19 protein-coding genes are annotated in these 26192 nt (G+C 57.0%); 16 read left to right on the top strand and 3 right to left on the bottom strand.

What is annotated here, in order from left to right:
* The first annotated feature begins 194 nt into the window (after window positions 1-194).
* From rpsB to VGM18_14730, 13 genes are all read left to right on the top strand, one after another.
* On the top strand, window positions 195-1088 hold the full coding sequence (rpsB, locus tag VGM18_14790) for a 30S ribosomal protein S2 (GenBank protein ID HEY3974269.1): 894 nt from the start codon (window positions 195-197) through the stop codon (window positions 1086-1088).
* 175 nt (window positions 1089-1263) lie between these two features.
* On the top strand, window positions 1264-1947 hold the full coding sequence (tsf, locus tag VGM18_14785) for a translation elongation factor Ts (protein ID HEY3974268.1): 684 nt from the start codon (window positions 1264-1266) through the stop codon (window positions 1945-1947).
* A 130-nt stretch (window positions 1948-2077) separates the two neighbouring features.
* Window positions 2078-2806 (top strand): UMP kinase, encoded by a 729-nt coding sequence (gene pyrH, locus VGM18_14780; protein ID HEY3974267.1) that lies wholly within the window; start codon window positions 2078-2080, stop codon window positions 2804-2806.
* A 133-nt stretch (window positions 2807-2939) separates the two neighbouring features.
* Window positions 2940-3524: a ribosome recycling factor gene (frr, locus tag VGM18_14775; GenBank protein HEY3974266.1), complete on the top strand. Its 585-nt coding sequence runs from the start codon at window positions 2940-2942 to the stop codon at window positions 3522-3524.
* A 128-nt stretch (window positions 3525-3652) separates the two neighbouring features.
* Entirely contained in the window at window positions 3653-5890 is a 2238-nt protein-coding gene (locus VGM18_14770) for a molybdopterin-dependent oxidoreductase (GenBank protein HEY3974265.1), read from the top strand.
* Between the two features lie 391 nt (window positions 5891-6281).
* Entirely contained in the window at window positions 6282-9044 is a 2763-nt protein-coding gene (gene bamA, locus VGM18_14765; protein HEY3974264.1) for an outer membrane protein assembly factor BamA, read from the top strand.
* Window positions 9045-9456: 412 nt separating this feature from the next.
* On the top strand, window positions 9457-10188 hold the full coding sequence (locus tag VGM18_14760; protein HEY3974263.1) for an OmpH family outer membrane protein: 732 nt from the start codon (window positions 9457-9459) through the stop codon (window positions 10186-10188).
* Window positions 10189-10346: 158 nt separating this feature from the next.
* Window positions 10347-11060 carry a hypothetical protein gene (locus tag VGM18_14755; protein ID HEY3974262.1) on the top strand — a complete coding sequence of 238 codons (714 nt, stop codon included), beginning with the start codon at window positions 10347-10349 and terminating at the stop codon, window positions 11058-11060.
* A 257-nt stretch (window positions 11061-11317) separates the two neighbouring features.
* A complete protein-coding gene (gene alr / locus VGM18_14750) occupies window positions 11318-12508 on the top strand; it encodes an alanine racemase (protein HEY3974261.1) in 1191 nt (396 codons plus the stop codon).
* A gap of 206 nt (window positions 12509-12714) precedes the next feature.
* On the top strand, window positions 12715-13848 hold the full coding sequence (locus VGM18_14745; protein HEY3974260.1) for an alpha/beta hydrolase family protein: 1134 nt from the start codon (window positions 12715-12717) through the stop codon (window positions 13846-13848).
* 90 nt (window positions 13849-13938) lie between these two features.
* A complete protein-coding gene (locus tag VGM18_14740; protein ID HEY3974259.1) occupies window positions 13939-14418 on the top strand; it encodes a GNAT family N-acetyltransferase in 480 nt (159 codons plus the stop codon).
* Between the two features lie 14 nt (window positions 14419-14432).
* Entirely contained in the window at window positions 14433-15728 is a 1296-nt protein-coding gene (gene glyA, locus VGM18_14735) for a serine hydroxymethyltransferase (GenBank protein ID HEY3974258.1), read from the top strand.
* Window positions 15729-15784: 56 nt separating this feature from the next.
* Window positions 15785-16951: a glycosyltransferase family 1 protein gene (locus tag VGM18_14730; GenBank protein ID HEY3974257.1), complete on the top strand. Its 1167-nt coding sequence runs from the start codon at window positions 15785-15787 to the stop codon at window positions 16949-16951.
* Window positions 16952-16978: 27 nt separating this feature from the next.
* On the opposite strand, the gene VGM18_14725 is transcribed toward VGM18_14730, so the two are convergent.
* Window positions 16979-17152 (bottom strand): DUF6800 family protein, encoded by a 174-nt coding sequence (locus VGM18_14725; GenBank protein ID HEY3974256.1) that lies wholly within the window; start codon window positions 17150-17152, stop codon window positions 16979-16981.
* Window positions 17153-17318: 166 nt separating this feature from the next.
* On the bottom strand, window positions 17319-17789 hold the full coding sequence (locus VGM18_14720; GenBank protein ID HEY3974255.1) for a GAF domain-containing protein: 471 nt from the start codon (window positions 17787-17789) through the stop codon (window positions 17319-17321).
* A gap of 211 nt (window positions 17790-18000) precedes the next feature.
* Here VGM18_14720 and VGM18_14715 point away from each other — a divergent pair, with 211 nt between their 5' ends.
* Entirely contained in the window at window positions 18001-18963 is a 963-nt protein-coding gene (locus VGM18_14715; protein ID HEY3974254.1) for a DUF1080 domain-containing protein, read from the top strand.
* A gap of 109 nt (window positions 18964-19072) precedes the next feature.
* Here the strand turns inward: VGM18_14715 and VGM18_14710 are convergent, their stop codons facing one another.
* The gene (locus tag VGM18_14710) at window positions 19073-20440 is read right to left on the bottom strand and encodes a glycoside hydrolase family 30 beta sandwich domain-containing protein (GenBank protein HEY3974253.1); all 1368 of its coding nucleotides are present in this window, start codon (window positions 20438-20440) and stop codon (window positions 19073-19075) included.
* 521 nt (window positions 20441-20961) lie between these two features.
* On the opposite strand from VGM18_14710, the gene VGM18_14705 reads away from it, so the two are divergent.
* Together VGM18_14705 and VGM18_14700 are read left to right on the top strand one after the other, a co-directional pair.
* Window positions 20962-24819, top strand: coding sequence for a carboxypeptidase regulatory-like domain-containing protein (locus VGM18_14705; protein ID HEY3974252.1), 3858 nt, complete (start codon window positions 20962-20964; stop codon window positions 24817-24819).
* 100 nt (window positions 24820-24919) lie between these two features.
* Window positions 24920-26188, top strand: a complete 1269-nt coding sequence (locus tag VGM18_14700; protein HEY3974251.1) for a tetratricopeptide repeat protein — start codon at window positions 24920-24922, stop codon at window positions 26186-26188.
* Window positions 26189-26192 lie beyond the last annotated feature (4 nt).

Genomic DNA, 26192 nt, shown 5'->3' with positions numbered 1-26192 from the left:
TGACAGTTTGTTTTAGGTGTTCAATTCTTCTCGTGCCTCGCGGCGCGGGGACGGGAATGGCAATCGGAGGGAAGAGCAAGTTTCGACGTTTCAAGGTTTCAAAGTTTCAAAGATAAGCACTTTGAAACTTCGCAACCTTGAAACATTGAAGCTTGAACTCTAGAACTTCCGATGCAGACTAAAGAGGAGGTTCATTGGCTACTATCACCATGAAGGAGTTGCTCGAAGCGGGCGTTCACTTCGGGCATCAGACCAAGCGCTGGAATCCCAAGATGAAGGAATTCATCTTCGGAGAGCGCAACGGGATCTACATCATCGATCTGCAGAAGACGCTGAAGATGTTCAAAGAGGCGTCCAAGTTCGTGCAGGATCTGGCCAATGACGGCCGGATCGTACTGTTCGTCGGCACCAAGCGCCAGGCGCAGGACGCGATTGCCGAAGAAGCGCAGAAGTGCGGCATGTTCTACATCAACCAGCGCTGGCTGGGAGGACTGCTCACCAACTGGGTCACGGTGCAGAAATCGGTGAAGCGGCTGAAAGAACTCGACGAGATGGCCACGGATGGCCGCTACGAGTTGCTGCCCAAGAAAGAAGTCATCAAGCTCGAACGCGAGCGCAAGCATTTGCAGGCCAACCTGGCCGGCATCAAGAATATGAGCCGCCTGCCCGACGCGATCTTCGTAATCGACTCGAATAAGGAACAAATCGCTGTCAGAGAGGCGCGCAAGCTGGGCATTCCGGTGGTCGCCGTGGTCGACACCAATTGCGATCCCAGCGAAGTGGATTATGTGATTCCGGGCAACGACGATGCGCTGCGGGCGATCCGGCTGTTTACGTCGAAGATTTCGGAATCGATTGCCGAAGGCGCGCAATTGATGACCGACAAACAGGTCGCCGACATGCAGGCTGCCGCCGACGCGGCGCAGGTTGCAGCCGACGCCGCACCGGCCGAAGAAGTCACGCTGGGAATGGCCGACGAAGCGGGCGAAGACATCAGCATGGAAGAAGTGCTGGGTCCGGGAACGCACAAGAAGCCGGTGGCAACGGAAGAAGCAGAGTTGCCGAAGGTGGAGAGCCAGACGGTTTAAGAGCGGTCGTTGGTCCTCGGCCGTTGGTCGTCAGTCGTTGGTCGTGGCTTTGCCGATACAGAAATTCGGGCATTTTGAAATCAGACCCGCGCGGGTCGTTCTTCATAGATCGCCCGGCGCGGGTTTCAGTTTATAGGGTCAAAGAACGAAGTGGTGAAAAGGAATCATTTAGATTATGTCTACCATTGCCAGTCCCGAACCAAATGACAGCGGGCGTCCCAACATTTCGGCGGGACAAGTGAAAGATCTCCGGGAAAAAACCGGCGCTCCCATGATGGATTGCAAGCAAGCCTTGACGGAAGCCAAGGGCGATATGGAGCAGGCGGTCGTGATTCTGCGCAAAAAAGGCGTTTCGGTCGCGGCCAAGAAGGCGACACGCGTGACCAGCGAAGGATCGGTGGCGCAGTACATTCACGCCGGGGGCAAGATCGGCGTGCTCGTCGAAGTGAATTGCGAGAGCGACTTCGTGGCGCGCACTGATGACTTCAAGGAGCTGGTGCACGACATCGCGATGCACATCGCGGCCAGCGATCCGAAGTATGTCCGCAAAGAGGACGTTACGGCGGCGGATTTCGCGCGAGAAAAAGAAATCTTTCTGGCCCAGGCCCTTGCCAGCGGCAAGCCGGCCAACATCGCCGAGAAGATGGTTACCGGCAAGATGGAAAAGTTCTACGAGGAAGTGTGCCTGCTCGAGCAGCCCTTCATCAAAGACCAGACCATCTCGATCTCGCAGCTAATCGCTGCCAAGGTGGGTAAGCTGGGCGAGAACATCGCCGTGCGGCGCTTCGCGCGCTTTAAAGTAGGTGATGCGGGCGAAACCGTTGCCGTTACGAAGGCTACAGAACCTAAGGCTGAATAGGTCAGGGCGCCCTTCCGGCGCCCTTTTTTTCTGTTTGCATTTTCCTGACTCTCCGGTGCGTGGGCGAGACGCCCCCGCAACAGCCGGCGGGACGCCGGCGTTACTAACTTCGCTGCTAGACTGATATCTCATGACGACTCCTACCCCTGCCTTCAAACGAATCCTGCTCAAGATTTCCGGTGAGGCGCTCGCGGCCAATCAGGGCTTTGGCGTCGATACGGCACGCATCCACGAAGTCGCGGCGGAACTGGCGGACGTTCACAAGCTGGGCGTGCAGCTCGCGATTGTCGTCGGCGGAGGAAATTTTTTCCGCGGCGTGGCGCAGCAGGCCAAGGACATGGACCGCGTCTCAGCCGACCACATGGGCATGCTGGCCACCGTGATCAATGCACTGGCATTACAGGATGCGTTGGAGAAGCAGGACGTTTACACGCGGGTACAATCGGCGATCGAAATGAAGCAGGTGGCGGAGCCGTTCATCCGGCGGCGTGCGATTCGGCATCTGGAAAAAGGCCGCGTCGTGATTTTTGCTGGCGGCACGGGCAATCCATATTTTTCGACCGACACCGCAGCCTCGCTGCGCGCCATGGAGATCAAGGCCGACGCCATTCTCAAGGCCACGCGCGTGGATGGCATTTACGACGCCGACCCGCTGAAGGTCGATGGTGCCAAGAAATTCAACCACATCTCCTACATGGATGTTCTCAAGCTGGGCCTGAAAGTAATGGACTCGACGGCCATCAGCCTCTGCAAGGACAATAACCTGCCGATCATCGTTTTCAACCTGAACCACCACGGAAATATCCGCCGCGTAGTGCTCGGCGAGAAGATCGGGTCCATGGTCAGCGCGCAAGTTTAGCCACGGATTTGCACGGATGCACACGGATAAATCGCGATCTTGATCCGTGTTCATCCGTGCAAAATCCGTGGCAGGTTATTTTTGACGGGTTTATAATTCCACGTTTTGACCGCGTAACACGGAGGCCTACCCTATGGCGATGATGGCCCAGATTGCCGGACTGAAAGAAACGTATGCGCAACTAAAAACGCGCATGGATAAGGCCGTAGAAGATTTTCGCAAGGCCATGGCCGGGGTACGCACCGGGCGCGCGAACGTGCACATGCTCGATAACGTGAGTGTCGACTACTATGGTTCGCAAATGCCGCTGAATCAGGTCGCGCAGGTGCACGCGCCTGAGGCGCAGTTGATTACGGTGCAGCCATTTGACACTTCACAACTGGGCGCGATTGAAAAGGCGATCCGGTCTGGTGAGATGGGATTGAATCCCATGAACGACGGCAAACTCATCCGCATCCCGGTACCGCCGCTCACGCAGGAGCGCCGCCAGGATATGGTGAAGCATCTGCATCGGATACTCGAAGAGCACCGGACGGCGGTTCGCAACATTCGGCGCGACGGCAACGACGCGATCAAAAAGGCCCTGAAAGACAAGAAGATTACCGAAGACGATGAGAAGCGCTCGCTCGAAGAAATTCAGAAGCTGACCGACGGCGAGATTAAGAAGATGGAAGAGATGAGCAAGGGCAAAGAAAATGAAGTGTTGGAACTAAAGTAAGTCGTCGGTCGTTAGTCGTCGGTCGTTGGCCCTGCATTCTTAGCTGGACATTCAGGGAAGGCATTCGTTTTTCGGATGCCTTTTTGTTTTGTTCGCAGCACCGAGACAAGCACTCTATAATCGTAAGGATGAAGCAGGTAATTCATGCCGCGTGTCCACACGATTGCCCGGATGCTTGCGGGGTGCTGATTACCGTGCAGGATGGGCGGGCGACGCGGATTCAGGGGGACCCGGAACATCCTGTGACGCGCGGGTTTTTGTGCGCGAAGGTGGCGAAATATCTGGATCGGGTGTATTCGCCGGATCGGGTGATGTATCCGATGCGACGGATCGCGGCTAAGGGGCCGGCGGCGGGGCAGCGGAGCTTCGCTCCGCATGGACAGCCGAGGGCGGCTGTCCCCACACAGGCAAGTGCGACACACGCCTGGGAGCGGATTTCGTGGGACGAGGCCCTCGATGAGATCGCCTTGCGCTTTCGCGCGATTACTCGCGAGTTCGGCAGTGAGGCGATCCTGCCCTATTCCTATGGCGGTACTTTGGGAGCGCTCAATAGCGCTTCCATGGACCGGCGATTTTTTCACCGGCTCGGCGCTTCGCAGCTTGATCGGACGATCTGTTCGGCGGCCGGCGAAGCGGGGCTGAAATCTGTTTACGGCGTGAAGCTTGGCACTGAGCCGGAGCAGTTTCGGCATTCCAAATACATCATTGCGTGGGCGTCGAACATCCACGGCAATAACGTTCATTTGTGGCCGTTCATCGCCGAGGCGCGGCGCAATGGCGCAAAGCTTGTGGTGATCGATCCCTATCGCACACGGACCGCAGAGTGCGCCGACTGGTATTTGCCCATCAATCCGGGAACGGACGCGGCGCTGGCGCTGGGCATGATGCACGTCATCATCGGCGAAAATCTGCACGACGCCGATTATGTTTCTAAATACACGCTGGGCTTCGAGCAATTGCAGGAGAAGGTGAAGGAGTATTCACCGGAGCGTGTCGAGCAATGGACGGGGATCGCGGCTGACGATATTCGCAGGCTGGCGCGGGAGTATGCCGCAGTAAGACCTTCGGTAATTCGCCTGAACTATGGCGTGCAGCGCTCGGAAGGCGGCGGTATGGCGACGCGGGCAATCTGCATGCTGCCCTGCATCACTGGATCATGGAAAGAAATCGGCGGCGGGTTGCAGATGTCTGTGAGCGGAGCGGTGGATCTGAACACTGAAGGATTAAAGCGTCCCGATCTGATGCACACTGCGCTGGGGCGGGAAGCGCGAACCGTCAATATGGTCAAGTTGGGACGCGTGCTCAACACAGGGAATGATCCGCCGGTGAAGGCCTTGTTTGTTTACAACTGCAATCCAGCGGCGGTTTGTCCGGAGCATAATGAAGTGGTCCGCGGGCTGTTGCGGCCGGATCTGTTTACCGTGGTGCACGAGCAATTTCTAACCGACACCACCGACTATGCCGATGTCGTGCTGCCAGCGACCACATTCTTCGAGCACAAAGATTTGCAAAAGGGCTACGGGCATTATTACCTGCAAGTCTCGAATCAGGCCATCGAGCCGCTGGGCGAGTGCCGATCAAATGTGGAACTGTTCCGCGGGCTGGCGGAGCGGATGGGATTTGAAGAGGAGTGCTTTCAAGAGAGCGTCGACGAGATGATCGACTCAGCTCTGGAGTCGAAGAATCCGTTGATGGAGGGGATGAGCCGCAAGCGGTTGGAACAGGGCCCGGTGCGGTTGGGATTCGGGGCTTCCGCCACTCGGCAGGCTTCCGGCGAGGAGCTTCGCTCCGTTGGGCAGCCGCTTCGAATTCGCTCAGGGCAAGCTGCCGCTTTGCCAGCACAAGCAGAAGCTTTTCTTCCCTTTGCTTACGGAAATTTTAGAACTGCCTCGGGGAAGGCGGAGCTTTACAGCGAGGCGGTGAAGGCTTTGGGGCTTGATCCAGTCGCCGACTTTATTCCTCCTACTGAGTCGCGGCATGGGAAAAAGGATCATACCCTCCCACTGGAGCTACTGGCGCGGAAGGCCGATAACTTTCTCAATTCCACGTTCACCAATGTGCCGTCGGTTCAGGAAATGGAAGAGCCGGGTCTTCTCGAGATCAGTTCGGCGGATGCCGGCGCCCGCGGCATTGCCGATGGCGACGAGGTCCGGGTCTTCAACGACCGTGGCGACATCGTATTGAAGGCGAAAGTCGATGGCAAGGTCCAACCCGGAGTCGTGTCCGCCACCCTCAATTGGGCCAAAATGACCCCTGGCTTCCAGAGTATTAATGCCCTCACCTCAGAAAAACTTACCGACATGGGCAACTCGGCCACGTTTTATTCCGTCTTGGTTGATGTAGAGTTATCCAAGCCATCCCAATGAAGCAACAGGTCAGAAGGAAGAAAGGCCCTGAATCACGAAGTATCGCGAGCGTGATCAGTAAGAAATTTTACTTCATGTTTCTTCGTGACCTTTGTGATTGAGGCTATTGCAGAACCACTTCAGAAAGAGTTGCGACTTGGACGCTTTCCCTTGCACTGCCGTATAATGACAGTTTTCTCACATCCCAGAGGCTGAGGTCGTAGCGATTCCTTTTCGCTTTCATTCGGAGAACCTTGTTGTGTCTACGCGACCCCGCTTTCCCGGGGACGCGTCTGGGCCATCTTCTTCATTCCGCATGCTTTCATTGCGACGGCTTTCATCGCAGAGGTCGTGGTTGGGACTGGGGCGGTATGCGCGCTCATCTTGTTGGGCCTTAATCACATTATTGCTGGTGACCGCGACCCCGGCCTGGGCGCAGAGCGACGTGATTTCGGAGATCAATGTCAGCGGAAACCGGCGCATCCCTGCCGAGACCATTCGCGCCCGTATCTTCACCAAGCCTGGGGATGTCTATGACGTGTCCGCTCTGGAACGCGACTTCAACTCGTTGTGGAACACGGGCTACTTCGAAGATCTCAAGATCGTGCGGGAACAGACCCCGAAGGGTTGGCGGGTGACTTTCCAGGTGAAGGAAAAGCCGACGATCCGCGAAATTAACTATACGGGCCTCAGTTCGGTATCGACCAGCGACGTCCTTGACCGATTTAAGCAGGACAAGGTCGGCCTGGTGGTAGAAAGCCAATATGACCCAACGCGCGTCAAGAAAGCGGAAGTCTCCATCAAGGGCTTGCTTTCCGAACACGGGCGGCAGTTTGCGACCATCCGCACCGAAGTACGGCAGATTCCCCCTGCTGCGGTCGGCATTACGTTTGTGATCAAGGAAGGCCCCAAAGTTAAAGTCGGCAAAATCACATTCGAAGGCAATAAAGCCATTAAATCGCGCGTGCTGCGCGCAGCAATGAAGAACCTGAAACCGGTCGGGGTCCCCCATTCCATCTTCCTGGAGAACCTGTTCGCCAAGACCTACGACGCTACGAAACTGGAGGAAGATACCGAGCGGGTGCGGGCGGAATATCAGAACCGGGGCTACTTCAAAGCGAACGTTGGCGACCCGAAGACCGAAATCCACGACACCGGACACAGAGGTGTGCATATTCCTCTGTTGCAGGCGGGCCCGGGCAAGTCCGTGAATATTACGATGCCGATCGAGGAAGGCGACAAGTATCGCCTGGGCAAGATAACCTTCAAGAACAACAAGGCGATTTCCAACACGGCCGCCCTGCGCTCGCTGTTCCCCTTGAAAGATGGAGACATTTTCAGCCGCGACAAAATCGCAAAAGGCCTGGAAGCTCTGCGCAAGGCCTACGGGCAGTACGGCTATATCAACTACACCGGCGTTCCCTCGACCACCTTCGACGATGACAAGAAACTGGCCTATCTCGAGATCGACATCGACGAGGGCAAGCAGTTCTACGTACGCCGCATCGAATTCGTTGGCAACACGACCACTCGCGACAAAGTGATCCGCCGCGAACTGGCTCTCGAAGAAGGCGGAGTGTATGACTCCCGCCTGTGGGAACTGAGCCTGCTGCGACTGAATCAGCTTTCCTATTTCGACCAGCTCAAACCAGACGATCCGAATGTGACCGAGAAGAAACTGGACGAGAAGAATGGACAGGTTGACCTGACTCTGAAAGTCAAAGAGAAGGGCAAGAACAGCATTGGACTGAACGGCGGCGTGAGTGGGCTAGAGGGAGCTTTCATCGGTCTGAACTACGCCACCAATAACTTCCTGGGCCGCGGCGAAACCTTGTCGATGCAGATCAGTCTCGGAAACCTGGCGCGCAGCGTGAATTTTGGCTTTACCCAGCCTTACATGTTCGACCGTCCGATACAGTTCGGGTTCTCCGTTTTTGGCAATAAGATCAGCTACAACCAGGCCCGGCAGCTTTCCATTTTCAGCGGACAGACTTTGAATCTGCCCGCCGCCCAACTGCAGAACTTGCAGAACTATTCTCAGTCGAGCGTCGGCTTTACTACTTCGGTGAGTTATCAGTTGCACCGCTCGTTCAAGCGCGTCGGCATGACCTATTCGCTGGACCGCTCCAGTTTGATTGCTCTCAGCACCGCGTCCAAGACGTTGTTTGACTACATCGCCTTCCGCGGCATTTCGGGACCGAATGCGGTAAATGGAATTATCACGAGCAAGATTTTTCCCAATTTCTCGTTCAATCACCTGGACAGCGGAATTTCTCCCCACAGCGGACGCCAGATGACATTGGGGGCGCAAATCGCAGGATTGGGCGGCACCGTGCGATCGGTTCAACCCATCGTGCAATACAAGCAATTCATTCCGGTTCAGAACCGGCGGAATACGATTGGTTTCACCGCGAACGGTTCGTATATCAGCGGCTACGGTGGACTCGTAGCGCCACCGTTCCAGCGCTCGTTTATGGGCGGCGAAAACGACCTCCGCGGGTTCGATATCCGGTCGATCTCGCCCGTCGCATTTCTGCCAAGTTCGAACGTCATTACTCTTACGAATCCGGATGGCACTCCGGTTCCCAAGAATCCCGCCAACCCGCGCCAGGGCAATTGGACCATACCGATTCCGGTCGACCAAATCGTGTTCCCGGGCGGCGATCTTAGTATGTGGTCGAACCTGGAATACCGCATTACGATTGCCGGCCCGGTTGCAATCGCTCCGTTCGTCGATACGGGCATCGACGCGATCGTACGGCCCTCGCAATTGCAAATCGCAACCGCGCAGTACGACCTGGTGATTGGTACGCCGTTCGGATGCCCGACGCTCGATACCGGCTTCAACTGCACGGGTGGAAACATTCTGAATCCGAAGCCAGCACAAAACCTGCAAGTCTTGAGCCAGACGAATTGGAAACCCCGTATGTCGACGGGACTGGAATTGCAAATGTTCCTGCCCGTAGTGAACGCGCCGTTCCGCATCTACTGGGCCTACAATCCTCTTCGTCTGGACGATAATGCGAATCCGCCGATTCCGATTACGCGTGGCATGTTCCCGGCGGGCGCGGCCGGCGACTATACGTATCATCTGGCGGTGAATACGTACGCTCCGAGTTTCCTGTTGCGCGAACCGCGCAAGACGTTCCGGTTTACGGTGGCGACCACGTTCTAGGTTCTTCGCGTCTTTGCGGAATGTTTTAGCGTTGTTTGCGGTAAAGTTGTTGAATTTTGCCGGTAGCCAGGAAAAATTCATAACCGCGAAAGCACGCGAAGAAATGCCGCAAAGGACGCAAAGAATCTCGGACGCAAGTCTGAGGTCAGGTTTGACGGGCCGGGAGCGTGGTCTCTATAATGTTCAAGATCCACGCCATGGAGTGAGCCGTGAGGGCGTACGACATGTCGCGCAGGTTGGGCGTGCGATGCTGGCAGTCCAGAGCGCCATTTCTGAAGGCGCCCGCTAAGGCAGCGGAGAGCTCGTAAAGCGGCCCAGCAATGCGGCCCAGCGTTGACTGAAGAAGCGATCTGAGCGCGATTTCGAAAAAAATCTTTCCCGGAACCATGTTCCAAGGAGTTCAACCGATCCAATGAAAAGCATCCTTGTGCGAATTCTTCTGGCCGCTGCGGTTACCTTCACATTTTCCGCCCTGGCCCAAACCGGCGCCGCCACCCCGTCATCTCCGGCTGCCGCGCCAGTCAGTCCGGCTACTTCTGGGCCAGCCACTCCCCCGGCCATCGTCGGCACCAAGGTCGGAGCCATCAACGTGGAAGGGGCGGTCTTCGGGAGCAACGAGGGACGGCGCGACCTGGAAACCCTGCAAAAAAAATTCGAACCCAAGCAAGCCGAGTTGAAGGGCCAGAACGACGAGCTCGACGCTCTGAAGAAGCAGCTGACTACGCAGGAAGGCAAGCTGAACCAGGATGCAGAGGCCAATCTGAAAAAGCAGATTGAGAGTAAACAGAAGCTCTTCGATCGTGCCGTACAGGATGCTCAGGAAGACTTCGGCAACCAACAGCAGGAGTTGTTCGGGCGCATCCTGCAAAAGGTCGCTCCCGTGGTTGTGAAATATGCACAGGACAATGGCTTTGGCATGATCATCGATACGTCCAAACAATGGCCACAAGGCCCGGTCCTGCTTGCCGGCGAGGGCGTAGATATCACCCGGCAGGTGGTGGACCTCTACAACACACAGTCGGGCGTGGCGGCACCGACCGGCGGCGCTGCGAAGCCGGCGGTTCCGAAGTCCGGCGCTGGCGCCAGCACTGGAACCGGCGCTGCAAAACCTGCGGCGCCCAAGCCCGCGGAGCCGTCCAAGTAAGAATTCGTCTAAGCAAGAAGCGAAAAACGACACATACGGTGTCCATAAAGTTCCAGAAGGCCGCGTAAAAACGCGGCCTTTTTACTTGTGGCGCAGTCGCCGGCGCGTGCATGCACGGTGTCCATAACAGCAAACAGAGTTCAGAGCTGGAGGACACTATGGTTGAAGAAGCTGCATTCGAGGAGAACGCATTTGAAGAAAAAATGTTTGCCGATAGCATGCTGGAAACATCCTGGTCGCAGCGCACTCACCGCAAATGGACCACGCTAATTTCGTTCGGAGTACAGGTGCTGGCCATTGTTTGCCTGCTCTTGCTGCCGCTTTGGAGGACGGTGGGACTGCCGGCAGTAGCCAGAGTTGTATCGACTCCGGTGAGTATGGGATCTCCGGGAGCACCGCACCCGTCGCCGTCGCCGCGGCCACATGTTGGCAGTACGACACAACCCGCCCTCTGGCACCCATTGATGCCGCCAGCCCAGATGCCCATCGTCATCGGACGGGGAGACGATGAACCTTCGCCAGAGCCTCCCGGAGTCGGGGTCGGGCCCGGACTTTCGCCAGGAGCGGGAAATGGTCCCGCAATTCCAAATTTCGGCGGAAACAACGTTGTAGCCCCAGTGCGGCCAACAGGAGTTGTTCCCACCTTCCGCACTTCGAGCATGATGGAGGGCAGCCTGATTCGCCGCGTGCAGCCAATCTATCCTCCGCTGGCGAAAAGCGCGCGCATCCAGGGATCGGTGATTCTCGCGGCAGTCATCGGCAAGGCGGGGAACGATCGAGAACCTGCGGGTGGTATCGGGCCATCCGATGCTGGTGCCAGCGGCAATCGACGCCGTCAGCCAATGGCGCTACCGCCCGTACATCCTGAATAACCAGGCCATCGAAGTGGAGACGCAAGTCACGGTTAATTTTTTCCTCGGAGGAAATTAGGCAGTCAAGAGCGTAGCGCTGCCATCCCGGGCGGCTGTCCCTTCGACAGTGATCAGGGCGGTTGTGGCGGCGTCCTCGCCGCCACACGGCGAGAGAGGGCGAGGGGCATGATGCGTTACAAATAGCGCGCGCAGAGCGCTCCGGGGAGTAGCCCCAGCGTAACCTCAGCTCCGAGTCTGCTGCCGCTATAATCGCGAAAGTGGCGACCACAGCAGAAACCCTGAGCCGCGTGGCGACGCGCCCAACCTGGGCGGAAGTTTCGCTGAACACGTTGCGGCAAAACTTCCGCACGGTGCAGCAGCACGTGGGAGCGAACGTGACGATATGCGCGGTCGTGAAAGCTGACGCTTACGGCCATGGAGCGGTCGAGTGTTCCCGCGCGCTCGAATCCGAAGGCGCGCGCTGGCTGGGCGTGACTTCGCTCGACGAGGCCATTCCCCTGCGCGAGGCGGGAGTTCGCGCCAACATTCTTTTAATGACCGGCTTCTGGCGTGGCGAAGAGAGCGAAATTATTCGTTTGCATCTCACTCCTACGGTGTGGGAGCCCTGGCATATCGAGTCTTTGGACAACGCAGCCGCCGCGCTGGGCGTAGCGCAGCATCCGCTCCACTTGAAAGTCGATACTGGCATGGGACGTCTCGGCGTCGCGGTCGAGCAACTTCCCGCTGTGCTAACTGCACTGAAAGCAGCAAAGCATCTGGTGCTCGAAGGGCTGTCTACTCATCTGGCATCTTCCGAAATCATGGACGCACCCTCGGTCGCCGAACAGGAACGCAGCTTCGACGCGGCGCGGAGCATGCTGCACGACGCTGGGCTGGAGCCGGCCTTCGTCCACATGGCGAATACGGCCGCGGTAATTTCGCGCCGCGAAACCTGGTCATATCCGAATATGCACAACATGGTGCGCCCCGGAGTCGCGCTTTACGGTTATTTCCTGCCCTTTCAGCGCGCGGGACGCGAAGTGAGCGGGGGCACGTTGCGTCTGCCGGTGAAACCGGTCCTGACCTGGAAGACGCGCATCCTGTCGCTGCGCGATTTCGGCGCGAATCAGCCGCTGGGCTACGGCGCAACTTATGTGACCAAGGCGCCGGCACGCGTTGCCGTGCTGCCAGTCGGCTACGCCGACGGATACAACCGCCAGCTTTCGAATCGCGGCCGCGTGATTGTTCGCGAACACTACGCGCCGATCGTAGGACGCATCTCGATGGACCTGACGCTGGTGGATGTGACCGGCATCCCGGGCATTGCGGTGGGAGACGAGGTAATCCTGCTCGGCTCGGCCGAGGGCCTCAGCATTGACGCACTGGAGCACGCTGAGCTGGCAAACAGCACTCCCTACGAAATCCTCTGCAATATTTCGAAGCGGGTACCGAGAAGATACGCCAGCTAAGAAGAACCGGCGTCAGACTTCAGACCTTCGTCTTCACTCTTCTGCCAGATCGGCGATTTCGTACGGCTGAGGCCTGTCGCCCGAAGCCCGACGCCCGACCCGTCTTCCACTCAGCGGCCAAATGCCAAGCGCCAACTGCTGATTGCGACCATTGAATGAGCCGCCTAAGATATGGCTTTCCCGCTTGCTACACTAGAAAGTTAACCATGCCCTCGCGTTACGCACAGTGGATGTATGACTGGGAGCACCGCCTCACGTCGGTGGACAACAACCGCGTGGTGCGTCCGCTAGAGTGGGGCGTGGAGTGGACGCGGGACTGGCCTTGCCGCAACGGATATCGTCCGGGACAGCCGCCGAGGTTGGCGCTGGATGATCCTGAGAAGTACATCCTGGATTACAACCGCCGCATTGTGGCGGCCAGCGACGAATTTTATTCCTACACCCCGCCCACTGACTTCCGTCTGGAAAAGCGCCAGGTTCAGGTTTTTTCTACGCGCGAAGTCCCCGATCCAAAACTGGAAGCCAAGGTCAAAGGAACGTTCGGAGAATTCCTGCGATTCACCTCGCCGGTCAAAACTCCGTATCCCGAGAACAATCTGGTCAATGCACGATGGTTCCCGGCGCGGGGACGCCGCGCGATTGTCCTGCTGCCGCACTGGAATGCCGACGCGGTCGCATACAACAGTCTGTGTCACGTGATGAATATGCTGGGCATCGCCGTGCTGCGGTTGACCATGCCCTATCACGACATTCGCATGCCCGCCGAAATCAGCCGCGCCGATTATGCCGTCTCCGCCAATATCGGCCGCACGCTCGACGCGGTGCGCCAGGGCGTGACCGATATTCGCAGCTGCCTCGACTGGCTCGAAGACCACGGCTACAGCCAGCTTGGGATCGTGGGCACGAGCCTGGGTTCGTGCTATGCCTTCATCGCCGCCGCGCACGATCCGCGCATTCGCGTGGCCACGTTCAATCACGCGTCAACTTATGTTGCCGATGTGGTATGGCATGGGCAGTCGACCCGCCACATCCGGCAGGGGATCGAACAGTCGATCGATCTCGATCGACTGCGGCAGGCGTGGCTCGCCGTCAGCCCCATGTCGTACTTCAAGCAATTCGCGCGCTGGCCCCGCAAGTCGCTTATCGTTTATGCGAAGTACGATCTGACATTCTTGCCGGAACTCTCGCGGCAAACGGTGGAAGCTTTCGAGCAGCACGGACTCGATCACAAAGTTGCGGTGTTGCCTTGCGGGCATTACACGACCGGCGAGACTCCATACAAATATATGGACGGCTGGCACATGCTGTCGTTTCTGCGGACCGCGTTTTGCAGCAGTTAGCAATTAGCTCTTAGCATTTGGCCACGCCGAGATTTTGCCGGCTAAATGCCAAGTGCCAAATGCTGAGGCGATCGCGGTTAGAATATGGAGATGCAGTTCGCTCAGGCCGCCAATCCCGTCACAGTCGTCGAGTGCCAGCGCGGCGGATTCGTGATCAGCACCGACCGCGCGCGTCTCGATTTGAACGTGATTCACGCGTTCCTGTCGACCATAAGTTATTGGGCGAAAGGAATTCCGCGCGAAGTCGTGGCCCGCTCCATCGAGCACTCATTGTGCTTTGGCGTTTATGATGGAACCGGCGCGCAGGTCGGCTTTGCCCGCGTAATCAGCGATTTCGCGACATACGCCTACATTGCGGATGTGTTCATTCTGGAATGTCATCGGGGGCGCGGACTGGGCAAGAGGCTGATGGAGTTTATTGTGCAGCATCCGGCGCTGCAGGGAATGCGGCGCTGGAACCTGACGACTCGCGATGCCCACTCTTTATATGCGCAGCTGGGATTTACGCCGCTGAAAATGCCCGAGAGATATATGGAAATCCAGCGCGTGAACATGTACGAAAAAATTTAAGAACGGAAGAATTCATGCCCAACCAGACTGCTGCGATGTACCGTCCGCTCCACGAAAGCGATCCGCAGATCGCCGCTGCGATCGACAACGAAACTCGCCGCCAGCACGAAGGACTGGAACTGATCGCCTCGGAAAATTTCGTCAGCGAAGCCGTGCTCGAGGCCGCGGGTTCGGTGTTCACAAATAAATATGCGGAAGGATATCCCGGCAAGCGTTATTACGGGGGCTGCGAGTACGCGGACGTAGTTGAAAATCTGGCGCGCGACCGGGCAAAACAGTTGTTCGGCGCAGAACACGCGAACGTCCAGCCGCATGCCGGCTCGCAGGCAAATATGGAGGCCTACGCAGCCGTGCTCCAGCCGGGCGATACGATTCTGGGACTCAACCTGGCCCATGGCGGCCATTTGACGCACGGGCATCACCTGAATTTTTCCGGCAAGACGTACAAGATCGTGCCCTACGGCGTGACCAGGGAAACGGAAACCATCGATTATGACGAATTGGGAAGAATTGCAGAAAAAGAGCGGCCGAAGCTGATCATCGGCGGAGGAAGCGCCTACCCGCGTACCATTGATTTCTCGCGCATGCGCCAGATTGCAGACAAAGTCGGCGCGTTTTTCCTGGTCGACATGGCGCACTTCGCAGGCCTGGTGGCCGGCGGCGCACATCCGTCGCCGGTGCCGCACGCGCACATTGTGACTTCGACGACACATAAAACTCTTCGCGGCCCGCGCGCTGGGATGATACTTTCCAAAGCCGAGTTCGCGCAGGCCATCGACAAGGTCGTCTTCCCTGGAATGCAGGGCGGGCCGCTGGTCCACATCATGGCGGCGAAGGCGGTGTGTTTTCAGGAGGCGATGCAACCTGAGTTCCGCGACTACGCGTGGCAAGTGGTTGCCAACGCCAAGGTTTTGGCGCAGACGCTGGCCGACGAAGGCTTCCGCATTATTTCCGGAGGCACCGACACGCACCTCATGCTGGTCGATGTGTTTTCGAAGGGCATGCTGGGCAGCGAAGCGGAAAAGGCTCTGGGCGAGGCTGCGATCACCGTGAACAAGAACGCCATCCCGTTCGATACCAATCCGCCGATGAAGCCAAGCGGCGTCCGGATCGGGACGCCAGCTTTGACCACGCGCGGCATGAAGGAAAGCGAGATGATGCAGATCGGCCGCTGGATTGCCGAAGTGCTTCTCCAGAGAACGGACGCGGCTTTGCTGAGCCGGGTCCGCAAGCAGGTTCTTGGTCTGTGCGAGGCTTTCCCACTCTATGCAGACCGTCGCGCGAAAGCGCAAGCCGAGGTGCGGACATAATTCGCCGGCATAATTCCTCTCGTTTCGCTCGTGTCCGCTGTGGTTAAATGCCAGCGGTGAAGATCGCCATCGACATTCGGCGGATGACCGAGTTTGGCGTGGGTACCTACATCCGCAACGTGGTTCGGACACTGGGCCGAATCGATCACGAGAACGAGTTTCTGCTGATCGGCTCTCCGGCCAAAGTTCAGGAAATCGGAGAACTGCCGCCCAATTTTCAGACCGTCCCGCTCCTCACGTCGGATCGTTCGATTCAAGGCTACCGCGAATTCCGCACCGCCCTGAGACAGATCGAGTGCGACCTGGTGCACATTCCCAATCTTTTTTCGGTGCCGCGGATGCTTCCCTGCCCCTACGTAATGACCGTACACGACATGCTGGATCACATGTCGCGCGCCCGCGAGCAAACCGGGTTCTGGCGATCACTTCATTTTCACATGACCAAGCGCGTGCTGGCGGGAGCGGCGCGGATTTTTGCCGTATCGAATTTCACCCGCACGGAAATCGAGAAGCTGTTTGAAGTTCCGTCAGATCGGGTCGAAGTGGTCTACAACGCGATTGATGAGCGCTTTCTACATGGCCACGCCAGCACCGCCGATCGGGACTTGATTGCACGCCGTTACCAGGTGACTTATCCCTTTCTGCTGTATGCTGGACGAATCAGTCCACACAAAAATGTAGTGCGTATGATCGAGGCTTTTTCCGCGCTAAAAACCGAACTAGAACGCGATTCGGCCTATCCCGATCTCAAACTCATCATTATCGGAGACGATCTTTCCGGCAATCCCGATCTGCGGCGAACCGTGGTCCGCAGCGGCGTGCAGAACGATGTGCGATTTCTCGGTTTCGTGCCCATTGAAGTGCTGCGAATTTTCTACGACGAGGCCAAGATGTTCGTCTTTCCTTCGTTGTATGAAGGCTTCGGATTGCCTCCCCTGGAAGCTATGGCGCACGGCACTCCCGTAGTCACTTCGAACGTGTCCTCGCTGCCGGAGGTGGTTGGCAACGCGGCGGTGCTGGTGAATCCCGAAAACGTATTCGAAATCATGCGCGCGCTGCACCGCGTTCTCATGGACCGCGCTCTGCGCGAGCGCATGAAAGAACGTGGTTACGAGCAGGCTAAGAAGTTCTCCTGGGAAACATCGGTGCGGCGCATTCTTGTCTCTTATAGCCATATCGCTCATGATGGGCCGCATACGCCTCAGCAGCATGCGGCAGACTAAAGCGTCGACATTGCCACCGCCCGCCCCCTATTTCACCAAAGGCTGGCCCGGCGAGAGGATGGAGAGTTTGTGGAGCTTGGCCGTGATGCGGGTACGGTCGGCATCGGTTTTGGCGGCGGCCAGGCGCTTGCGCAACTGGACAATTTTTTCTCTACGGGTACGGCGCCGCCGAATCTCTGGTCGGCGACTGGGTGCTGACATTCAGGCCTCCTGAAATCTAGAAATCGTGGGTTCGAACCTGCGGGCGAAATTCCCAGGTTAAATCCACTGATCTATTGGAACGGAGTCCGAAAGAACTGTCAACGAGGCGCCGAGCATCGTTGATACCGGAACTGGCATCCGCGAAGTGCATTTCGCTCTCCACGCGTCATTTTTTCGCCAAATATTGTGCGACCACGTCGGCGCAGGCTTCGACAAAATCCTTTTCTTTCGGCCCGAATGCGCCACTAAAATAACTCTCGACATCAAGTTCTGCGGCGAGTTTGTTCTTCACCACGATGGGAACGACAATCTCGCTCTTCACCAGCGGCGATCCCGCCAGATAACGCGGATCTTTGGTGACGTCGTCAACGACCACGGATTCCCCGGTTCTAGCCGCGGCACCGCAGAGGCCGGCGTTAAGGGGAATCCGCGAGTTAGGCGTAAAGCTTCCGACGTAAGCCCCAACCACCAAGACGCCATCGTCCGCCGGATCCACCAGGTAAAAACCTACCCAGTTGTAGCGTGTCATCTTTTCGTGCAGCCGCTGGCAGATCCGCTCCATGACGGATTGAGCTGTGGTAGCGGTTTTCGCAAACTCCTGAAATTCGTGGAGCAGTTCGTCGTGCACCTGCATCATGGTTCGGCCCTCGTGCGTGGGACATGCAGCCGGAGGTCAGCATTTGCTGTACATGGACTTGGTACAGCGATCGAAATTCATAGCTTTCTCTCCTCGGCACATGAATATACCAACTCTTCCCCAGATGCACATCCCAAGATGCGAGCGCCAGATTCTTATTGTGATTGCGATGATCTTATGGCCAAATACTCGCTGAACCAGAGGCGAACATATGACTGCTCGGCCAAAAGTGTTGGTGTTTGCAATTTTGATCCTTATGATTTTGCTGCCATTTTATGGCGCGGCCGAGAATCCTTCTCAGAGCAGTGGCCAATCGTTTCTCGGTCGGTGGGATTTAACCCTTAAGACTCCGCAGCGCGAGGCCCCCTCCTGGTTGGAAATCACTCGGGAAGAGGGACATTTCAAAGCGCGACTGGTGAGTCGTTGGGGACACGCCCGGGACCTTCCGAAAGTTGAGGTCTCAAACGATCGCATCACATTCGTTTCGCCGAAGGAGGAGGAAGAAAGAAAAGACGACATGGTGTTCGAGGGCAAGCTGTCTGGCAACACCTTGGCCGGAACGACGACCGGGCCTGACGGTACGCAATGGCAATGGACGGGTCTCAGAGCACCTGGCCTAGTGAGAACGAGCGCGCCGAAATGGGGGAGGCCAATGTCGTTGTTCAACGGCAAGGACCTGTCCGGGTGGATGCCGAGCGATCCCAACGCAACTGCACCATGGAAGGTTGAAGACGGAACCCTGGTCAGTCCCGGGCACGGGCCTGAATTGATTTCTAATGCGAAATTCAACGATTTCAAGTTACATGTTGAATTCAATTGTGCACGCGGGTCGAACAGCGGTGTCTACCTGCGTGGTCGATACGAACTCCAAATTGAGGATGATCCTGAACCAGAGGGGCCGACCATGCGCACCGGGGGTATCTATGGCTTCATCGCCGCCTCGCCGGAACAACCGCGGAGGCCAGGAGAGTGGCAGAGCTATGACATTACTTTGGTAGGGCGAATGATTACAGTGGTGCAGAATGGGCAGACGATTATCGATAAGCAGGAGATCCCCGGCATCACCGGCGGTGCTTTGGACAGTCGTGAGGGCTTACCAGGCCCCATTTACCTTCAGGGAAGCGAGACCGGACACGTTGCCTTTCGGAACATCACGATCACACCGGCGCAGTAACTGTGGCTATTTCTAGCGCATCAGAATGAACTTGCTCCTAAGTTGGATATCGTCTGCACTCGCTCTTCTGGGCTGTCATCGATACTGGTGGCTTCTCAAAGACTGAAGCTCATTTCCACTGAAACGTAGCGACCCCACCTGCGGGCAGGCTATAGCTGAAATTCTGGTTGTTCCAACTGACGGTGAAGCTGGTGGTGCTGGTGCCCGAGTTGAGTACCAGCAGAACGATCGATCCATCGGGATTCTGAAAGGCAACGTCTTCAATACTGCCGGGGCCGAAAGTATTGGAATCGATGCGATATGCCCCTGCGACCACAAATTTGGCCAAATGCCCGAGCGCGTAGTATTCAACATTGTTGGTGATCGTGGAAGGCGAGACATGATCGTCAATCGTCACTACTCCGCGGCAATTGGGACAGCCGCCGCTATGCGGTCCGGAGTTTTGATCCAGAGCGAGATTCCACAGGGACACGCTGCGAGACCAATTACGCGTGGATCCGATCATCAAATTCTCGGAGTACCAGACCAAGTCGGCTGCGAAACCCGACGTTGTGATCCCCGAGCATTCCGTAAACCAAATGCCCTTGTTGGGATAGGCAGCCTCCACCGTGGATTGAGCGCTGACATTCCCTGCGTAGCAATGAAACGCAGTTCCCGCCAAGTAACTGGACGCGGTTGAGTTCGCCAGCAGCGCCTCCGGATAAGACGGCTGGTCCCAGTTGTGGTCGTAGCCCAGAATCTTCACACCACTCAATCCGGCCGCTTTGAATGCCCGTCCCAGGTCTCCGCCGATGAATGCGGCTTCGTCGGTCGCAGCGAGATATTCAGTCGGGTATGTGGGGTTGGTGTTTAAAGGTTCATTCTGCGGCAGAACAGCATAAATCGGGATGCCTTCCTGCTGATATCCCAAGACGAATTTCACGAAATACTGGGCCAGGCTGGGAAAGTACGCCGTATTCATCCTGCCGCCATTCATCGTGCCAGAAGCTTTCATCCACGCTGGTGGGCTCCATGGCACAGCCACAACCTTGATATCGGGATTCACCGCCAGGGCTTGCTTCAGAAGCGGGATGATGTCGGCCGTGTCGTGCGCGATCGAAAAGCTGGCCAGATTGGGATCCGCCTGTCCGGCAGGCACGTCATCGTAACTGTAATTACCGCTGGCCGAAAAATCGCTGGCACCCATGGGCTGGCGGAGGAAGCTAAGGCCGATGCCTGCCGCCGGGCTAAACAGGCTCTGCCATAAGGCAGTTTGTTGTGCCGCGGTGAGTTTATTCGAAATGAGCCAGGCAGAAGAATCTGTCAACGATGCGCCGAACCCGTCCATTTGCTGATACTTCGTGCTGTCATTGACGGCGATGACCAAACCGGAGGAGGCGGCTGATCCGAACCTGACGCGGGGCTTGGCCAGCAACAACATGGTGCGATCGCCAGTGGTCTCAACCACCTGCACCGTGGGCCCCGACGTCGTGGCCACCGCCGAGTTAGCACCGCCTTTGGAACACGAGAAACAACAGCAAAACAAGATGGAAAGAAACGAGCAAGCTACGGTGATCCGAGACCAGAAAACTGGATGCATGGTCAGCTCCCCACCGCAAGGTGGTGGAATCCGGTCTAAGCATGGGCGGTTTTCTTGCACGCTGCGATGCCCGGTCGACTCCAGTCGAAACTGAGTTGCAGAATAACACCAGAATTCGTCCAACTGCACTCTCGTAGCCGAGCTTCAGCATTCTGAGCAAGAGACTTCGACCGGCCAAGCTTCTGCACAGACTGTGGATCACAATCAGCGCGCCCAAATCGGAAAGTTAAATGCTTAAATGCCGTCGCAACGCGGGTTCCGTAAATTCTTTTACTTGACATTTGGGTACTAGTGGCTTTGTACTAGGCGGACGCGTTTTCGTCGGTGGCATGGCGTGTTACCTGTCTGTTGCGGTGTGGCAACAGACCAGGTTACCCAAACCTTGTCGGCGACTTTCTTGTTTCTCTGGGGGGATGGGTATGCGGACCCTGTCGTTCGCGGCATTGTTGGTGGGGGCTCTGAGTTTCATTACGCTGAACACGGCTGTAGCTCAATCCGACCGCGGAGCAATCGCGGGCTCGGTTTTGGACAGTTCGGGCGCGGCAGTGGTCGGGGCGGCGGTCACACTAAAGGGCGTGGACACCGGCAGCGTATATAAGACGGCCTCGTCGTCCTCCGGCGGGTATCGCGTGAACGATCTGGCCATTGGCCGCTATGACGTGACCGTCGAAGCCAGCGGTTTCAAGATGGCGGTGGAAAAGGGAGTTGAAATCCAAATCAACACCGTCTCTTCCCTGAACATCACCCTCCAGCCCGGAAACGTGCAGGAGGAAGTGTCAGTTCTCGCCGACGCTCCTACGGTACAGACTGACAGCTCCGACATCGGCACTGTCGTGGGGGACAAACAGATTCACGACCTGCCTTTATCGCTGGGTAACACGGGACAGAGCTTCGTGCGCTCCCCTGAAACCTTCATTTTCTTGCTGCCCGGAACCATTGGGCAAGGCACCGCCGGCGACCACGCCTCAGCCGGCGTTTACGAGACCAAAATCTCCGGCGGTCAAAACTTCGGCTCCGAAATCCTGCTGGACGGCGCCAGCGTGCAGCGATCGGACTCCGGCAGTGCGTTTGACCAGACAGCGCCTTCGGTCGAAGCCTTGACTGAGTTCAAAGTCACAACCTCCACACCCTCCGCGCAGTTCGGCCACACTTCTGGCGGTGTCGAAAGCTTCACTACCAAGTCGGGGACGAATCAATATCATGGAAGCGTCTTCGATCTGTTTCGCAATCAAGCTCTGGACGCGAATTCGTGGAACACCGATTTTAACAATGCGCTGGCCCGGTACGACAATGCCCAGATCAACGCCTGGAATGCTGCCAATCCGACGAACATGGCGGCACTGGAGTCCATCACGCCGAAGCCAGCGGACCACCAGAACGACTTTGGCGGGTCGCTCGGTGGTCCAGTGCGAATTCCAGGGCTCTACAATGGGCACGACAAGACTTTCTTCTTCTTTGCCTGGGAGCAGTTTCGCAAGCGTCAAGGGCTGACCAACGACGTGCTCACCTTGCCCACGACTGCCGAGCGGGGCGGCGATTTTTCAGCCTTGCTGGGTCCGGGCTTGGTCGACAGCAGCAACAATCCGATCATTAATCCCTGCACAGGGCAGCAAGTTCTTCAGGGACAGATTTTCGACCCCTCGACTACGCAAACGGTCGCTGGGCAGACTTGCCGCCTGCCGTTTGCGGGAAACAAAATCACCAACATCAGCGCTGTCGCGCAAAAAGCGCTGGGTTATCTGCCGCAGGCGAATCTTGGCGGCACTTCCAACAGCCTCGGAGTTGGCGGAACGCAGGCGAACTACCTCAATCCGGCGGGCGCGGAAAGCATCGTCACCACCCAGACCAGCTTTCGGATTGATGAGAATCTTACGGAGAAGAATAAGCTGTTCTTTTCCTATCACAGCCGCGAGCAGAATTTTCTTAATGCGCTGAGCTACGATTTGCCCGCGCCGCTCACCCCCAATAATTATTACAACTACTACTTTACGCATTACTTCCGCCTGGGATGGGACTACATCGCCACTCCTTCCGTGCTGAACCATCTGACCGTCGGGTTAAACCGCGTCTACACAGCGGCCAAAGCGCCCAGCGTAAATGGGTCCGACTGGGAGAGCGTTCTCGGCATCGGCGGAGCCAGCGGGCCGACCTTTCCGCAGTTCAACTTCAACGGTGCGCAATACAACACTTCGTATAGCAACTGGAGCGACAACAACGACACTCTTCAGATTCCCAACGCTCTGGTCCTGGCCGACAGCGTGTCATGGATCAAGGGTCGACACGCGTTCCGTTTTGGTTTTGATTGGAGGTCTTACCAGTATTCGGTCGAGTCTCCGGGGGCATCGTCGCCTGCCTATACCTTTCAGAGCTACGAGACTTCGTTTACGCCTCCCAGTCAGAATCCCAACTCGTCGCTGACCGGCGACCCATTCGCCAGCTTCCTCCTGGGCCAGCCAGACCAGGAAGGCCTGCAAGTGGCCTCCCATTATTCCCGGTGGGCACAGAACTACTATGCGCTTTATGCCCAGGACGATTTCAAGATTCGTCCGAATCTCACCCTCAACCTGGGATTGCGCTGGGATATTGAAACCCCACGGCATGAAGCCCTCGGTGCACAATCGGTTCTGTCTTTGACTGCAACCAATCCCGATACCCCGGGTCAACCCGGAGCGTTGATTTATGGCAAAGGCGCCACCGGAGCTAAAACCTATTTCAAGAACTTCGGTCCGCGCATTGGATTTGCATACTCTCCGGATTTCGTTAAGAACACAGTCGTCCGTGGCGCGTACACAATTTACTATGCGCCGCTGACTTACTCTGATTTCGGAAGCAACCTGAGCAGCGGTACCACTGCCAGCCCGAACTTTCAGAACGCCGATCATTTCACGCCGGTGCAGTCGCTGGACTCGGGCTTCCCCTCCTATACGCCCCCAAGCAACGCGCAGGATCCGGCTCTGAATACATTCACGCAAAACGGCCTGTACTACGTAGCCCCCAGTTATGGGCGTCCGGGCATGGTGCAAAATTGGGACCTGGAAATCCAGCATCAACTGGCCCCGGATTTGATCTTCGCCATCGGTTATATCGGACAACATGGCACGCGCCTGCGTTCGAATCTGGCTCAGATCAACACTCCGAATCCAATATACAATAGCCTCGGCACGGCATTGGGATACCAAGTCGACGGCTCCGATGGAAACAACGGGCCGGCAATTCTGAGTTCGCTTGGAATCAGCGTGCCTTCCTGGTTCACTCCGGGCTGGGGCAGTGGTAGTTCATCGAATGTGATTGGCCAGCTTCTGCGGCCGTTCCCCCAGTACGGCACGATCACGACCAACTGCTGCCTCGAGAACCTGGGACAGTCCACCTACAATGCCTTGCAGACCAAATTGGAGCGCCGTTTCCGCAACGGACTGAACCTGCTGGCGTCCTATACCTATTCCAAAACCATCACCGACGCCGACTCCTCGTTCTCTACCGAAACAGGCTTCAACTCGAACGTTTTCGGGGCGCAGAACCCGTACAATCTCAGAGGTGAAAAAGCAGTCAGCTATCAGGACATTCCCCACGCCTTTGTCGTCAGCTACCTTTACGAGTTGCCGGCTGGACCGGGAAAGCGGCACTTCAGCCACGGCGTACCCAGCAAAGTTCTGGGCGGATGGCAGATCAGCGGTTCGCATCGTTATCAGAGCGGCTCGCCCGCTGTAATCAACGAATATGCGACCGCAAATCCATTCAGCGGCGGGAACTATCGCTACAGCCTCGTCGGGGGCGTAAGCCCGTTTGGAACCGGATCGTGGTCGCCTGCGGCCCAGGTGAATGCCAATGGCGGGCGCGTACTGACGAGCGTATCGGGCGGAAGCGCGAACTTTTCGGGCGGATGGAGCAGCAGCGGCTGCAATTTTAATAACGGCGTCGCCAGCGCCGCTAGTCCGACTAATCCAACGCCTGTGAATTGCGCCGCCTACATCGATCCTAGTGCCGCGTCGCTCAGTGCCGGAGGCGGTTACGTCTTCGGAAATCTTCCGAGTGTCGTTTCCTGGTGGCGCAGTCCGGGTTATAAGAACGAAGATTTCTCCATCATTAAGCGAACGACTATACGCGAAGGCCAGGATATTCTCTTTAAACTTGATATTCCCAATGCCTTCAACCGGCACGTCTTCGGCGCTATCGACGGTAATCCCGGCGACAGCTACTTCGGCGTACCCGGAAACGGCGGTCACGGCGTCATTAATCAGCCGCGACAGATTCAGGCGACTCTGCGCTACGAGTTCTAAATACCTTTCGTTCATCTTGGTCCGTTCAAGGCTGGTGCATTCAAGGCTGGACTCACGTCCAGCCTTTTCCTTTGGCGCAGTTTAGAATTGTTCTGAATTTATGAAAATGCTTTTGCCTCAAATCCGAAAATATTTGTTCAACTCCCTCGGATTCCTTACAGCATTGGTATTAAGCGCAGCGCATGTGGCCGCTCCGTCGTTGCTCCAGTCGCAAGCGCCTGCAACTTCGGCGCAATTCGAACACGCAACGGATGCCATGCGTGCAGGCGATTTGGATGCGGCCGCCTCAGGCTTCTCTGCGGTGATTCAACAGACGCCCGCTTTCGCCGAGGCGCACTTCAATCTTGGCCTGGTCAACGAAGAGCGCGGCCGCTATGAAGAAGCAATCGCCAGTTTTGAGAAAGCAGTTGCACTCAAGCCGCATCTGCATGGCGCGAATCTCTTCCTCGGGATCACAGAGTTCCGGCTCAATCGCCTGGAAAAGGCTCACAGCGCCATTGCCAGGGAAACAGTGAGCGATCCGAAAGACGCCTCAGCCTGGATGTGGCTGGGGGTCGTGTGTCTGGCGCAGGACAAGCCGGAAGAGGCCGCCGACGCTTTGGACAGGGCAGCAAAATTGAAACCAGACGACCAGGACATTCTGTATCATCGTGGCCGCGCGCACCTGCTGGTTTCGAAGAACAGTTACGCAGAGATGTTCAAATTGAATTCCGGCTCGTGGCTGGTGCACCGCGTGCTCGCTCAGGCAAACTCGGAAGCCGAGCGCCACACCGATGCGATTGCCGAGTATGAAGTTGCGGTCAAGCTCGCCCCGACGCAACCCGGATTGCACGAAGAACTAGGATCGGAGTATCGAGCTGTGAACAAGATCGCCGAGGCCGAAGCCGCCTTCGAGAAAGAACTCGAGATCGATCCTCACAACGTGCTGGCTCGATACAAACTAGGCGCCATTGAAGTGGAAAAAGGCGACGGAGCGAAGGGCAAAGAATTGATCGAAGCCGCTCAACGGGAAAAACCAGGGCTGATCCACATGGATTACAATCTGGGACGCGCTGAGATGCTCCTGCACGACGATGAAGCGGCCACGAAGCATTTCGAGATTACCGTGAAGACCGACACCGATCCGGAGGTCGTCGAGCAAGCCTGGTATCAACTCGGCACTGCATATCGCCGCTTGCGTCGCATTGATGAGGCACGAAGTGCGATGGCCACCTACCAGCAACTTAAAGATGAAGCCGCCAAGAAATCGCAGCAATCACTCGAACGTTACCGGGCAGACCATCCGAATCAACCGGATGCCGACGGATCGCCAGGCCCCGCGGATCCACAAGCGCCGAGAGAACCGCAACCCCCACCGAAGCCACAGTAGAAAG

The organism is Candidatus Sulfotelmatobacter sp. (assembly GCA_036500765.1).
Classification (GTDB): Bacteria; Acidobacteriota; Terriglobia; order Terriglobales; family Acidobacteriaceae; genus Sulfotelmatobacter.
Note: the sequence above shows the minus strand (reverse complement) of the source record. Positions and strands in the feature narration are given on the sequence as shown.

What these genes read in the sequence shown, in the direction of transcription:
- tsf (HEY3974268.1), top strand. Translation starts at nt 1,264, where the DNA reads ATGTCTACCATTGCCAGTCCCGAACCAAATGACAGCGGGCGTCCCAAC.
- pyrH (HEY3974267.1), top strand. Translation starts at nt 2,078, where the DNA reads ATGACGACTCCTACCCCTGCCTTCAAACGAATCCTGCTCAAGATTTCC.
- frr (HEY3974266.1), top strand. Translation starts at nt 2,940, where the DNA reads ATGGCGATGATGGCCCAGATTGCCGGACTGAAAGAAACGTATGCGCAA.
- VGM18_14770 (HEY3974265.1), top strand. Translation starts at nt 3,653, where the DNA reads ATGAAGCAGGTAATTCATGCCGCGTGTCCACACGATTGCCCGGATGCT.
- VGM18_14760 (HEY3974263.1), top strand. Translation starts at nt 9,457, where the DNA reads ATGAAAAGCATCCTTGTGCGAATTCTTCTGGCCGCTGCGGTTACCTTC.
- VGM18_14755 (HEY3974262.1), top strand. Translation starts at nt 10,347, where the DNA reads ATGGTTGAAGAAGCTGCATTCGAGGAGAACGCATTTGAAGAAAAAATG.
- VGM18_14745 (HEY3974260.1), top strand. Translation starts at nt 12,715, where the DNA reads ATGCCCTCGCGTTACGCACAGTGGATGTATGACTGGGAGCACCGCCTC.
- VGM18_14740 (HEY3974259.1), top strand. Translation starts at nt 13,939, where the DNA reads ATGCAGTTCGCTCAGGCCGCCAATCCCGTCACAGTCGTCGAGTGCCAG.
- glyA (HEY3974258.1), top strand. Translation starts at nt 14,433, where the DNA reads ATGCCCAACCAGACTGCTGCGATGTACCGTCCGCTCCACGAAAGCGAT.
- VGM18_14725 (HEY3974256.1), bottom strand. Translation starts at nt 17,152, where the DNA reads ATGTCAGCACCCAGTCGCCGACCAGAGATTCGGCGGCGCCGTACCCGT.
- VGM18_14720 (HEY3974255.1), bottom strand. Translation starts at nt 17,789, where the DNA reads ATGATGCAGGTGCACGACGAACTGCTCCACGAATTTCAGGAGTTTGCG.
- VGM18_14715 (HEY3974254.1), top strand. Translation starts at nt 18,001, where the DNA reads ATGACTGCTCGGCCAAAAGTGTTGGTGTTTGCAATTTTGATCCTTATG.
- VGM18_14705 (HEY3974252.1), top strand. Translation starts at nt 20,962, where the DNA reads ATGCGGACCCTGTCGTTCGCGGCATTGTTGGTGGGGGCTCTGAGTTTC.
- VGM18_14700 (HEY3974251.1), top strand. Translation starts at nt 24,920, where the DNA reads ATGAAAATGCTTTTGCCTCAAATCCGAAAATATTTGTTCAACTCCCTC.